Here is a 13,350-nt window from a genome sequence, read left to right as displayed (position 1 = left end):
TTGTATGTGTCAACAAATTAGTTATGTTCATTGGATGGAAGATATCATGAGATGTTGACATTTTCACCCTTAATAGGACTACTATAACTGAATATGTAAACTTTTGTAACGACATTCAACATTTCTGATATTGTGGGTACACCAATTCTTTACTATATTTATTTTACCCTGCCAGAAATATTAGATGTCATCCTCAAAAATTAATTTAAAACCTCTCCAACAATAAAAATCACTCTTTTTCCCTCTCCTTGTAGGAGAGGGTTAGGGAGAGGTATTATTCCTTAACGCTTCACCGGTGTACCACAGGGATAAGTCGCTACTTCCTCCCCACCTTCCTTAACAACCGGGTTATCCTTCGCTGCTAAATAATCTTTTTGCAAAGTATCTAACAACTCTCCCCGTCTATCATACAACCGCTTTAAAGGACGACGTTCGCACTGATTTAACACATAAGCCGTTACCAAAGGCAGCGCAATGGTACTATCGGTATAACAAACTATTGTACTCGGTAACTCATCCGGGTCAATTTTACCCCAACTCACCGCTTCTGCTGGAGTCGCACCCGATAAACCGCCTGTATCTGGACGTGCATCGGTAAACTGCACAAAGAAATCATGTCCCCTTTCTTCTAATCCTAAAACCTCGTGAATTTGCGGTTGTGTTTGTAACAAAAAGTTTTTAGGACTGCCACCACCGAGAATTACAGCCGCGCTTTTACCGTCTGTTTCCCGTGCAGCATAGGCGATCGCCGCAGTTTCATTCACGTCAATAGCTGGATCTAACACCAACTTAGAACCCTCTAACGCCAAAGCTGCCACATTCATCCCTATAGAACTATCACCAGGAGAAGAAGTATAAATCGGTACGCCATATTCATAAGCTGTAGCTAACAAACAGGAATGTTGTACACCTAATTGTTTTTCTACTTCCCGCACATATTTACCCAGCAAATAATGAAATTCAGCCGTTCCCATCCGCTTTTGAAAAGGTTCAGCTTGCAAAATTTTACGGATAAACGCGTCGGTTTCTAATAAAACATCATAGCCAAAAATAATGTCATAAATACGGATTGTTCCTTCTTCCCGTAACTTGACATCATCTAAAAACGGACTACCCGCAAACAATTCAAAACCTAAACCATAGTGCATATCATGGTAAAGATTTGCACCAGTGCTGATCATCCAGTCAATGCAACCATGACGAATTAAAGGCGCTAAGGCGGAAACTCCAAAACCTGCTGGTGTCAAAGCACCGGAAAGACTCACCCCCACAGTGACACCTGGTTGAAAGATATCCTGAGTTAGCAGTTGACAAGCTTCTCGTAACCGGGCAGAGTTGTAAGCGGTGAAGTAATTGTTAATTAAATCAACCACACTAATGTCGGCTGACATGGGTATGGGTGCAATTTTTTTACCTGGTTTTTTTGACATTTTTTACTCTCTCATGGTAAATACCCCGCATTTAATGTTATCTATTTTTTAGGCGGTTGTTTCAAGTTGGGTTGATATATTTTTTTTAAACTAACCACAAAGGCACGGAGAACACAGAGAAAATCAAAATGTTAATTTTTTGGTTAATTTTTTGGGAAATGTGAAATTATGTGATCAGTTATTACAGAATTTTTGGGTTTCTTATATTAAAATTAAGAAATCAGTAATTATATAAAATAAACTTCGCAGTCAAAGTTGTTGCTAGATAAGACTTATTGATGAAAAACGATCAACCAGAAGAATTAAATTCTGATCAGGAAATTTCCCGTTTAATAGATGAGGTCATGTCATCTTCAACATCATCGCTGAATGATGAACAATACCGCAAAAAAATGCAGCGTCGTAAGGAAATACAAGATCAACGTATAGCTAACGCCATCCCAGAAAAAGGTTTAATTATTATTAATACGGGTAATGGGAAGGGTAAGACGACTGCAGCTTTAGGTATGGTCATGCGATCGCTTGGTCATGGATACAAGGTAGCGATCGTCCAATTTATTAAAGGTGCTTGGGAACCTTCAGAAAAGCGGGTTTTTAGTCATTGGACAGACCAACTAGAGTTTCACGCAATGGGTGAAGGGTTTACTTGGGAAACCCAGGACCGTGATAGAGACTTGGAGAAAGCTAACGCTGCTTGGGAAAAATCTTTAGAATTTATCCGCAACCCAGAGTTTAAACTTGTACTCTTGGATGAAATTAATATTGCTCTCAAACTTGGTTATTTACAAGTTGAACAAATCTTAGCAGGTTTAGCCGAAAAACCAGCAGATAAACACATAATTCTGACAGGGAGAGGCGCACCACCGGCTTTAATTGAAAAAGCGGATCTAGTTACAGAAATGACTTTAATTAAGCATCCTTTTAAAGATCAAGGAATTAAAGCGCAAGCGGGAATTGAGTATTAAACGCAAGGAGTCAGGAGTCAGGAGTCAGGAGTCAGAATATTTGATATATTTGATCAATTGGTAGATGTTCAAATATTGATTTTGGGCTTAACTGTTAACAAGCTGACCGCTGACTGCTAATAGCTAAATGCTTACCTGAAATGTTGACTACAAGCTTGTAAAATTTCTCTATCATTAGCACTGACAGAATTTAACTGATGATAGTCTTGCAGTTCTATAGAATAGGCATAGGTAGCAGTATCTTCATCGGTAAAGTTGGGTATTCTGCTAGTAGTTGAAACTTGAGTAACACCAACTTCACCAGGAGAGCTAGTTACCGTCATTGCTAACTCACCAGATTGAGCAATTGTACCTTGAAAACAGCTAAACTCAGAACTGGGCATATACAAAGCACCAATTACCTTTCCTTGCTGTTTCTGAAACACAATATAACCTTGTCCTAACTCGTTTGGTGTTGAGGACTGTCCATAAAGATAAATTCCATCTTTTTCAGGAAAATTAACAGGTAATTTTCCTCCTCTTGGTCTTGTATTTGTGGGTATATTGTGTAACGTTCTATTTAAAGCTTCAGATTCTACATTAGATTCTACATTTTGTGGTTCAACAGTATTTAACTCAAGTTGACTTCTTTGATCTCTAATATCTCGCAGTCTTGACAAAAGAGAGTTTTCATTGCTGCTGTGAATTTGATTTGCATAACCTGGTAAATTCGCTGCTGTGGCTGTAGATTTCAGGTTAATTTTTGTCCGTTCTCCAATTACACTTAAACCTATAATTCCAAATGTAATTAGTAAGCCAACAACGGGAAGTTTGAATTTACCTTGGGGAATGAACTGAAAATTTTTGTTAAGCACCCGACATCTCCTGTAACTAAAATAACTACTGTTATCTACTTACCTAAATAATAACCAAACACCAATACTTAAAGATTCCTGCAAAAGTTTTATCTATATTATCTGGAATAAAAAACCATCAAAAAATGAAGTTTTTATAGATTTTGGTTGATCATCTCAAAATATCATTGTTGAAAAGTGTAATGCTTCGCACTAGAGAGTCATTCTTGTGGGGGATGACAAAAATCTTTTTACCAACTTTGATTTAATATTTAATTGAGATATCTTAAGTTTGGCATTTGTATTGTCAATTCCTCAATGGGTGAAAACAGGTAAAGTATTGATCCTGATCACTTGATTTCATCTCAAAGTGTGATACAAACCATTGATTGACACCTTGGTGATCAGGATCTCATGATTCACTACAACAGCAACCCTAGGGATTTCGGATCAGAGTAAAAAAAAATTCAGTCAGGGAACTGCAAAAAATAAATTATTTGCCAGTCCCTTGTGCCTGCTCTATGCAAAAAATTAATTTTTCCGCTAAAATTTGTACACCTGGTTCTCCAATCATACTCAGATGTGTACCAGGAACTTCGTGAATCTCCACTCCTTGTTGAGCCATTTCACGCCAACCTCTACATGGTTGAGACTGACACCATCTCAAAACTTCTTTGGTAGTAAATAATAGCAGATAATTTGGAAGTTTATATATAAAAATAATCAAAAATGTTCAAGACTGGATGAAGAAAATATAAAGTTCAAATATTAGTCCTATATTTGATAATTGAACAAAACTCCGTACACCTAAATATTCTAAAACCCTTTTGCCTCTTCTATGAGTACCTCTTGCCTGCCTACACAAGTATGTTCAGGAATCAAACCGGATTCCTATACCCTTTACGCAAAGATAACTAAAAAAATTGCCCCCTGAAATTAGGAGGCAACCCGCCAAAAGTCATATTTTCTCACAAGCAGGTGCTTGTCTACGCTTTTAGCTGGCAACGTATTCTTTAACATTGGCGCGACGACGGCGTAAATGTGCAAGTGCTTGATGTTCTAGTTGACGGACTCGCTCACGGCTAAGTTTCAAGCGTTCACCAACTTTCGCCAAGGACATTTCATTACCATCTTCTAAACCAAACCGTAAAGCTAAAACTTCCCGTTGTTGGGGTGTGAGTTCTGCCAACAGGTTATTTAAGTCTTGGCGCAAAAATTCCTGATTGGTGTAATATTCTGGAGATGGACCTTCATCTTCCAACATTTCTTGCAGTTCGGTGTCTTGGTTATCACCAACCCGCACATCTAAAGAAACTGGTTGACGTGCCATATTCAGATACTCACGAATCTGAGCAGGTTCTAATTCAAGTTCTTTGGCTATTTCTGTTGGTGTTGGGGACCTGCCCAACTTTTGCGCTAACTCCCGTTGCACCTTTTTAATTTTGTTCAGCTTTTCGGTAATATGGATAGGTAAGCGGATAGTGCGACCTTGTTGAGCGATCGCTCGTGTAATCGCTTGCCGAATCCACCAGTAAGCATAAGTCGAGAATTTATAACCCCGCATGGGATCAAATTTCTCTACCCCCCTTTCTAAACCTAATGTTCCTTCCTGGATTAAATCCAGAAATTCCATATTTCGCTTCTGGTATTTTTTGGCAATAGCCACAACCAAGCGCAAATTCGCTTCAATCATTTTTTGCTTGGCTCGCTTACCTAACGCCACCGTATGTTTAACTTCATTTTCTGATTGGTTAACATGGGCGGCCCATTCTGCTAAACTAGGTTCATGGTCTAGTTTTTTCGCTAAAGCTTCTTTAGCTTCCAGTAGCGTCATCATTTGCTGCACCTGCTTCCCATAAACAATCTCTTGCTCACGGGTTAGCAGTGGCACACGTCCAATTTCCCGCAGATAGGTTCGCACCATATCAGCCGTAAATTTGGCATTCAGGTTTTCATTTTCGTTGTTAACAGTAGGCATTGGTGCGTTGTCCTCTACTCCCTATACAAAATCAATATTTTCTCAACTAGGGTGAATTAATAAGGGTGGCATACACATCCATAGACATCATCAAAGCTACTATAAGCGATCTATTTATTTATATAGCCGTTGTCACGACGGTGCTACCCTGGCATGGGTTCCCCCAACCCTCCTTTAATTTTGGAATATCTTAGAAGCACACTGGTTGGTTTTCAAGAATTCTTCCTTTCTTTTGCGGATGACAGCATTTGTCAAACACGAAGTCAGTATGAGTTTTACTTTTCTTATGGTACGGCAGATTTGGCAGATAGTAAAGAGCAGCAGCTAAATCTTTCTATCATATAGTAAAATGGACTGACTGCTAAATTTTATTTTCAACTTCCTTAAAACCCTAACTATAGCAGGAGTCAGGAGTCGTAAGGGCGAAGCATTCGGGCGATAAATTATCAATTTTCTGAACAGGCTATTTTCCTCTAAGGGCGAAGCATTCGGGCGATAAATTATCAATTTTCTGAACAGGCTATTTTCCGAATGCTTCGCCCCTACAGGAGTACCATATATCTATAGTGACGTTAAAAACCCCTCTTCTGTTGCTTACAAGTGTCCGGATAACCGAACTTATCAAGCTACCCCGATGGAGGGATGTCACGAATTTATAAGAAGTCGTAGGGGCGAAGCATTCGGACAAAAATATTGGGGAAAAATCGAGAATTGATCACCCGAATGCTTCGCCCGTACAGGAGTCAGGATAGAGTCAGGATAGAGTTTTTCCTTGCCAATCACCAATCACCCTGGAATTACTAAAAACCTAAGTCAGCTTTAGCGAGTTCTGCGGCCGCAAAAACTTCTGCATCTGATTTTTCTTCCCACACTTGATCACCAATTTCCCCATAAAACACCGTATCATAGGGACGTGTACGCACTACTACTGGCATGGGTACGGCATGACCTAAAATTAAAGCTTGTTGTTTAGAATCTAACTTAGCTAAGACTGAACGCAAAGCTCCCCCACCCGATACACCTGTAAAAATCGCATCAATATCTTTCTCGTCGTTAAGTAAAGCAGTGATGCGAGTACCAATTTGGGACATAACTTCATTATCTATCCCAGACGGACGCTGATCAACTACCAAAAGTGTTACAAAATATTTCCTCAGTTCCCTAGCTATAGTCCCAAAGATGGTACTTTGAACCACTGCGGGATCAAGAAAACGATGGGCTTCTTCTATTGTAATCATTAATGGTGTTGGCCGATCCAAGGGATTTTTGCTTTGCAGAAATTTATCTGCTCTTTTGACATAATGCTCATGTATACGTCTGGTGATCATATTCGTCACTAACATATAAGAGAGCATATTTGACTGTGAACCAAATTCTATCACTACATTTTTGCCAGCTTCCAAAGATTGTACTATTTTTTTAATATAGTTCTGGGGACAAACTGCCCGCATATATTTTAAACTATCTAAACGTAATAATTTACGCTGCAAAGAAGTGATTGAGCCTGGATGTCCTGGCTTGTCTTCACAAAACATTTTAATGTCCTCACTGGTCATGTTGAACAATTGAGGAATCCAAGATTTACCTAACTCATTACATAAGATATTAGCATTGTCTAAAGCTGCTTCGGTAATACCTAATTCTCTAGCACATAACTTAATATCTTCTACTTCTATTTGTTCATAACTTAAATATAGTTCTTGTGCATCTCTGACACCTCTACGCTTAGTTGATTCTGGATCAAGAGTATAAACTTCGACTTTACCAGGAAATAACTGTTTTAAACCTTTAACCGTGTTAACTTCTTTACCTTCTGCCACTGCTTCCCAGCCATATTCTGAGTGCATATCAAAAATTAAGTTAACAGCGGCATTTTTACGAATCACACCGGCTAAAAGTAAGCGTGTCAGAAACGATTTACCAGTCCCAGATTTACCAAAAACGCCATTACTTCGTTCCACAAAACGGTTTAAATCAATACAAATCGGTACATCCATATCTAAGGGTTTACCGATAGAGAAGTTGTTTCTGTGGGGGTCATCTTCCCAACCAAACACCCGCCGAAAATCCTCTTCATTGGCTTCGTAAACTTGGCTAAAATGACTAGGTATAGTTTTTACAGGTAGCAATTCCATTGTAGTGCTGGTTTGAGGTTGGAAAGAAGCTAAACCTGTAGCAGATGGTACAAAGGGATTGAAGGATTTACCGTTAACAGAGAAAAAAGATTCATTGGTTTCCGGGGTAAACATCAACATGGGTGCGAGGTTGATCATCCCATAAGTACCGCTTCCCGCTAAAATCTCCCGTAAAAAAGTATCTTCCCAACCAGGGGGGTTAGCGATAATTCGCGCATTTGCTGTTCCTAAAGATACATCTGTTAGCATACAGAAAAAACGCGATCGCACCCCTTGAACTACAAGAAATTTACCTACCCGCATATCTTCTACAGAGATATCCGGGTGTAATCTTACTTCTAAACCTCCAGTGAGAGAACCTTCAATAACTGAACCTAATGGTTGTCCTGAATTCATTTTAGATAGGTAATTGGGAATGGGGAATTGGGAATTGGGAATTGGTAATTGGGAATTGGTAATTGGTAATTGGTAATTCGGTTATTCATCTTCCCAGTCACCAGTCACCAGTCACCAATCACCAATCACCTACATTAATCAATTTGTATCGAAGTAGGTGCGCTTCCGGTAGCGGAGGGTTTACCTGTTCACGGTTTTCTGAATTGTTCATAGAGGCGATCGCGCCAGGTGAAAAATGGTTCATAATCAGGATTATCGGCTAAAATTGGTAATCCTTTACCTCTGAGAGATTCTGGTAAATCCAAATAAGGACCTTGTGGAAACTTTAATAATATTGATAATCCTGCAACTGCTAAATCAGCTATAGTGGGTTCATCTCCCAACAGATAAGGACTATCTGCTAATAGTTCTGTGAGGATTTCTAAATCTTGTTTTAAACTAGCGATCGCAGAATTTATGATATCAGGAGTAAAACCCACCCCAAAACCCAAGACATTGAGAAAATCACCTGGTACACCTTCAACCACAGATTTCAAAATATCTGGTGTGGAGACTGGTAATAAAGATTTGCGGAAATTTTGATCTTGACTGATCGCAGCAAACAAAGCTTTTCTACCCTTAATTCCCATTGTCTCATCTGCCCAATCTTCTAATAATAACGCCTGAGCGCGTTTTTTCTTATCCTTTGGTATCAGTGGACGATCTGGGTATTCCGAGTCTAAATACTTAGCAATTTCCGTCGAATCTACAATATATCTATGTCCATCCTTTAATACTGGTACTTGTTTCTGACCAGTCAAACGAAACAATTCTACTTGTCCAATTCCGGGAGTGACTTCAATTTTGCGATACTCTAAGCCTTTATAATCAAGGCATAGACGCACTTTTTCTGAATATTGAGATAGTTCCCACTGATATAATTCCAGCATATTCTCTTCCGTGCTAACTAACTTATTTATCTATTTTACAATTCTATCTTGAGTTTAAGTAATTTTTCTAGTAACTATTCAGTGTGTGATTGATGTAATTTTTGGGATTATTTGAAAATTGAGAATTTATAATTATCTGCGAATGGGTATTTTAACTCTCCATGAAACAGCTTTGACTACAGAGGCGGTTAACACTAATCATTTTTCATGAAAAATCATGAAACCCTAAAAATCATAAAATTTAAGTATGGTGATTTATTATAATATTTTGAACTACTCCAAAACAATTAATATTTACATTTTTTGATAATTATAATTATGCAAACAAAATTAATCTTACCTATTGAGTGAAAACAAAAATGTCCGTCTTTCTTCACTGATAGCTGTAAATATTTCAAGAGGACAATTTATTATTATAATTATCTAATTTTATGTCTGAGTAAAATTAGATGTGTTTAAAAAGTATAGTTGCCCATAAATAACTGTTAGATGCGACGATAATTCAGACAGATCAACAACGTACAACAAACCGTCATCCCCAAAATGCTAATAGTAGGCATTAGCTGATATAGGAATCCTATTTAATTATTGAACAATAATCCGTACAACCAATTCCCTATTCCCTTGGTTTAATGAAATGTTATAAGTTTTTATGTAGCTTGTCAAAAGTAAAGACAAAAAAATTTATGAAGGCTAATTACAGCAAATTATTGACCAATATCGCTGGAATACTGGGAGTAACAGGAGTTAATCTCCTGATTACTTTACCATCTAGAGCAGAAGTAGTGCCAAATCATGATGCCAACATCAAAATTACAACAATTACAACAATTACAACACAGATAGCCCAGTCTAGCGGCGATGGAGTGCTGAATCCTAGACCAAGTATTTTCAACGAACCTCCCTACAACCGTGGTACTGCACCTAGCGAAACTCCAAAAGTCACACCACCAACCAGAAACAGACCTGGAACTTCAACACCAGCTACTCCCAGCACCAAACCAACCCAGACCACAGAAACCAAAAACGTTGTAGAAGTTGCTGAATCAGCAGGTAATTTTAAAACCCTCATCAAAGCTTTAGAAGCAGCTGGACTTAAAGAAACTTTGCAAGGTGCTGGACCATTTACAATTTTAGCGCCCACAGATGAAGCCTTTGCCAAACTACCACAGGACGCGGTGCAGGATTTGTTAAAGCCAGAGAACAAAGAGATTTTGGTGAAAATCTTAACTTATCATGTCATACCAGGTAGAGTTCTTTCTAGTGATTTAAAATCTGGAGAAGTCACCAGCTTACAAGGAGATCCCATTAAGGTTATAGTCAATCCTTCTAAGGGAGTATCTGTGAATGATGCTCAAGTAACAAAAGCAGATATTCCAGCAAGTAACGGTGTAATTCATCAAATTGATAATTTGATTTTGCCACCAAGTATGTAAAATCAACTCCTTGTAAATACAGCAGAATTGAGGAGTCGTAGGGGCGAAGCATTCGGAAAATCACCTGTTGATAAAATTGATAATTTATCGCCCGAATGCTTCGCCCTTACAGGAAAATAGCCTGTTGATAAAATTGATAATTTATCGCCCGAATGCTTCGCCCTTAGAGGAAAATCACCTGTTGATAAAATTGATAATTTATCGCCCGAATGCTGATGCTTCCAGCACGCTTTGCGAACGCCCGTACAGGAGTCAGGAGTCAGGAGTTATTTATTTTGAATTTTGGCTGCAAGGATTTTGGATTGTTTTTCTCAACTCCAATCTAAAATCTAAAATCTAAAATCTAAAATCTAAAATCTAAAATCTAAAATCTAAAATTTTTCTCCACAATTCCCAATTAATAAAAAATGTAGAGACGCTACCTGCAACGTCCCTACAAATTAATTAGCTTATTTCAACGCTAACCGCTTGCAAAAACTGACAATTAATAATGTGCAATTGAAAATTACCTATCCTTGAAAGAAAAAAGATTGACTTGTCCAATGGAAAACTTTAATCTTTTTCCGCTGAAGAAAGGGAGACTTGAAGAATGGGTCAATTATCAATTGTCAATTATCAATTATCAATTGGTAAATTAGCGAGATTTAGCCGTAGTTTTTCCGTCACCAGACTGAGCTTGTTGAAGTAACTGTGGTAGTAACTGCTCTAGTTTTTGCGCTGTTTGTTCTTCTTGCTGCAAATTCTGTTGTAGCAACTGTACCACTTGGTTTTGTCCCATCTGTTCAGCACCTTTGATCAAGCACCGATAACAAGCAATTTCCAAATGTTCGACTACTAACTGTCCACCTGCTATTCCCTGTTCGAGAATTTTTGGACTGTCAGCAGCCAAAAGCATGAATTTTTGACCGTCACTGATCACACCAGCAGCAGCATCACAAGTAACTCGTTGTGGTTGTTGTCCCAGAGTGGTGAAAACTTGCTCTAAATTTCTAATTTGTTGCTCAGTTTCGCGGATGTGTGTCTCAATTAAGGACTTCAATTGATTGTTTTGACAACATTGCCACATCATCTGTTGAGCTTCTAAAAAGCGATGTTCAGCATCATACATCGCACCAATTTCGTAAATGAATTTATCTTGTGAGCTAGAGATTTTTTTTACGCCAGGACGTTCGCTGAGTTGAACCATTGTTTTTCTCCTGAAGGTTAAACGCTGTTTCCAACAGTCGTTCCTTATAACCCTACGTTTAGCCTTCAGTATTCTCTTCATACCTAAGATACAGTTTATATTTTACATATAACGGCTATTTTTGTAGACAAACATAAGACTTGGGGTAGATTTGGTTGATTAAGTTAAAGTAAAGATAGGTAAAAATAGTGATTTCATATAAATGACTGCTCCCAACTTAGAGATAATTTCTACTCAGTTAGAAAGTCCAAATTTGCGCGATCGCATGGTAGCCCTTGCCAACCTCCGCGATATTCCCTCAGAAGATGCTGTACCTTTGATTAAAAAAGTATTGGATGATGAATCTCTGCAACTGCGCTCAATGGCTGTATTTGCTTTAGGTATCAAACAAACTCCAGAATGTTATCCTATCCTGGTGCGGATTTTGGAAACTGACCCAGATTATGGTATCCGTGCTGACGCTGCCGGTGCTTTGGGTTATTTGGGTGATAATAGAGCAGTTGAGGCACTATCACGGGCATTTTATGAAGATACAGATTGGTTAGTTAGATTTAGTGCTGCTGTGGCGTTAGGTAATATTAAAGACTCCCGCGCCCATGATATTTTAATTCAAGCACTGAATAGCCAAGAAGTAGTCATCCAACAAGCTGCTATTTCAGCTTTGGGAGAAATTAAATCTATTGAATCTGTAGATCACATCCTGCGCTTTGCCCAAGCCGAAGATTGGTTAGTGCGGCAACGTCTAGCAGAAGCTTTGGGTAATCTCCCTACTGCCAAGAGTGTTTCAGCCTTGAAATACTTAGAAAAAGATAGTCATCCTCATGTTGCCCAAGCTGCGACGATTTCCCTCAAGAGACTAAAAGAAATAGAAAATCAAGTTTAGGCAACGCTTCCTGTTAACGTTTAATAATAAAAGTGGGATTGTTTGTATTTTGAGCCAGGATAATTCGATTCATGAATATTGAAGAGTTTTTTGAGCTAAGTGCTGGGAAATGGTTCTCTCACCGTACAAGTCACCATTTGGCCTTTAAGCAATCAGAAGATGGTAAATCAGACATCGTGATTGAAATGCTGGCCGCAGATCATCCAGAAGTGATCAAACTGTGTGAACAGTATGAAGTTCATCCCAGTACAGCTTCCTGTGGTGCAAGAGTTACCTGGAAGGGAACAATGGAATGGGATGAAGAAAAACACGAAGGTTCTACGGTTTTAGTTACCGTACCTGATGCAGATAAACCCGGAGAAGGTAAGTTACTGCGAGAAATGGGTTATGCAGAAAAAGCACCCGTAGCAGGAACTTACAAAATGGGTGATGATGGTGCTTTAACTTTAATTACTGAGTATGAAACCATGTGGTCTGAGGAAAGACTGTGGTTTGCTAGTCCTAATCTGCGGATGCGGGTAAGTGTCCTCAAGCGGTTTGGTGGTTTTAGTATGGCTTCTTTCACTTCTGAGATTCGCATGGGGGCGACGGAAGCATCTAAAAAAGCGATGGCAGCAGCTAATACAGTTAATACAGTTAATACAGTTAATACAGTTAACGCCAGCGCCGGTTAACACATTATACATCTCCGAAAATTACATAGGGGTTGCTGAGAAAGTCTTTCCGTGAGGGCATAGGAGTCAGGAGTCAGGAGTCAGGAGTCAGGAGTCAGGAGGAGATTGGAAAATTTCTTTGCCATCTCTTGAAATCCCCAAAAATGCACACTTTTTCCGGTATACCCTTCAAAACCCTTGCACTAATTTCTGTGTTTATCAGCCTCTAACCTGTGATATATCAAGGTTTTAGGTTTATTCAGTAAACCCTACATAGGGGTAACCTGAAACTCATTCGTAGGGACAATTCATGAATTGTCCCTACATCTTTTTCGGAGAGGTTAGGTTTCTAGAGATTATCGGTTTCATCTAATACTTTTCAAACAACCTCTCAGAAGATTGACACTCTCCGGGCTAAAGCCGCGGAGATTCTACATTCTACGTCAGAATTTGCTCTAGCAGGTTTTCGCCAACCAGAACAGAGATCCCAACTCCTGTAGCGTGACTTCGGGGATGCCCTCCCCTA

At 38.9% G+C, this 13,350-nt stretch carries 13 protein-coding genes; 5 read left to right on the top strand and 8 right to left on the bottom strand.

Translation table 11 applies throughout. The features are described from left to right. Positions 1-281: 281 nt before the first annotated feature. The gene (gene speY / locus H5968_RS23050; RefSeq protein WP_187041803.1) at positions 282-1,430 is read right to left on the bottom strand and encodes a deoxyhypusine synthase; all 1,149 of its coding nucleotides are present in this window, start codon (positions 1,428-1,430) and stop codon (positions 282-284) included. 278 nt (positions 1,431-1,708) lie between these two features. Between speY and cobO the strand changes: the two genes are divergently transcribed. Beyond that, positions 1,709-2,395, top strand: coding sequence for a cob(I)yrinic acid a,c-diamide adenosyltransferase (cobO, locus tag H5968_RS23045; RefSeq protein ID WP_096566152.1), 687 nt, complete (start codon positions 1,709-1,711; stop codon positions 2,393-2,395). Between the two features lie 131 nt (positions 2,396-2,526). Here the strand turns inward: cobO and H5968_RS23040 are convergent, their stop codons facing one another. From H5968_RS23040 to H5968_RS23020, 6 genes are all read right to left on the bottom strand, one after another. After that, complete coding sequence (locus H5968_RS23040) at positions 2,527-3,249, bottom strand: hypothetical protein (RefSeq protein ID WP_187041802.1); 723 nt, start codon at positions 3,247-3,249, stop codon at positions 2,527-2,529. A gap of 472 nt (positions 3,250-3,721) precedes the next feature. Beyond that, positions 3,722-3,853, bottom strand: a complete 132-nt coding sequence (locus H5968_RS25895) for a hypothetical protein (RefSeq protein ID WP_255427232.1) — start codon at positions 3,851-3,853, stop codon at positions 3,722-3,724. Between the two features lie 369 nt (positions 3,854-4,222). Further along, the gene (locus H5968_RS23035) at positions 4,223-5,206 is read right to left on the bottom strand and encodes an RNA polymerase sigma factor, RpoD/SigA family (protein ID WP_137668750.1); all 984 of its coding nucleotides are present in this window, start codon (positions 5,204-5,206) and stop codon (positions 4,223-4,225) included. A 324-nt stretch (positions 5,207-5,530) separates the two neighbouring features. Further along, on the bottom strand, positions 5,531-5,713 hold the full coding sequence (locus H5968_RS23030; RefSeq protein ID WP_187041801.1) for a hypothetical protein: 183 nt from the start codon (positions 5,711-5,713) through the stop codon (positions 5,531-5,533). A 293-nt stretch (positions 5,714-6,006) separates the two neighbouring features. Next, a complete protein-coding gene (locus H5968_RS23025) occupies positions 6,007-7,737 on the bottom strand; it encodes an ATP-binding protein (RefSeq protein ID WP_187041800.1) in 1,731 nt (576 codons plus the stop codon). Between the two features lie 188 nt (positions 7,738-7,925). Continuing rightward, the gene (locus tag H5968_RS23020; protein ID WP_187041799.1) at positions 7,926-8,666 is read right to left on the bottom strand and encodes a glutathione S-transferase family protein; all 741 of its coding nucleotides are present in this window, start codon (positions 8,664-8,666) and stop codon (positions 7,926-7,928) included. A gap of 686 nt (positions 8,667-9,352) precedes the next feature. Here H5968_RS23020 and H5968_RS23015 point away from each other — a divergent pair. Continuing rightward, positions 9,353-10,102 (top strand): fasciclin domain-containing protein, encoded by a 750-nt coding sequence (locus H5968_RS23015; protein WP_187041798.1) that lies wholly within the window; start codon positions 9,353-9,355, stop codon positions 10,100-10,102. A gap of 67 nt (positions 10,103-10,169) precedes the next feature. Next, positions 10,170-10,442 (top strand): hypothetical protein, encoded by a 273-nt coding sequence (locus H5968_RS23010; protein ID WP_187041797.1) that lies wholly within the window; start codon positions 10,170-10,172, stop codon positions 10,440-10,442. A 294-nt stretch (positions 10,443-10,736) separates the two neighbouring features. Here the strand turns inward: H5968_RS23010 and H5968_RS23005 are convergent, their stop codons facing one another. Beyond that, positions 10,737-11,288, bottom strand: a complete 552-nt coding sequence (locus H5968_RS23005; protein ID WP_096566173.1) for a ferritin-like domain-containing protein — start codon at positions 11,286-11,288, stop codon at positions 10,737-10,739. Positions 11,289-11,490: 202 nt separating this feature from the next. On the opposite strand from H5968_RS23005, the gene H5968_RS23000 reads away from it, so the two are divergent. After that, positions 11,491-12,171 carry a HEAT repeat domain-containing protein gene (locus tag H5968_RS23000; RefSeq protein ID WP_187041796.1) on the top strand — a complete coding sequence of 227 codons (681 nt, stop codon included), beginning with the start codon at positions 11,491-11,493 and terminating at the stop codon, positions 12,169-12,171. 71 nt (positions 12,172-12,242) lie between these two features. Beyond that, entirely contained in the window at positions 12,243-12,845 is a 603-nt protein-coding gene (locus tag H5968_RS22995) for a phycobiliprotein lyase (RefSeq protein ID WP_187041795.1), read from the top strand. The last annotated feature ends 505 nt before the right edge of the window (positions 12,846-13,350 follow it).

It is taken from the genome of Sphaerospermopsis sp. LEGE 00249 (assembly GCF_014299995.1).
GTDB lineage: Bacteria > Cyanobacteriota > Cyanobacteriia > Cyanobacteriales > Nostocaceae > Sphaerospermopsis > Sphaerospermopsis kisseleviana.
The sequence above is the reverse complement of the archived record's forward strand: the minus strand, read 5'-3'. Positions and strand labels throughout refer to the sequence as shown.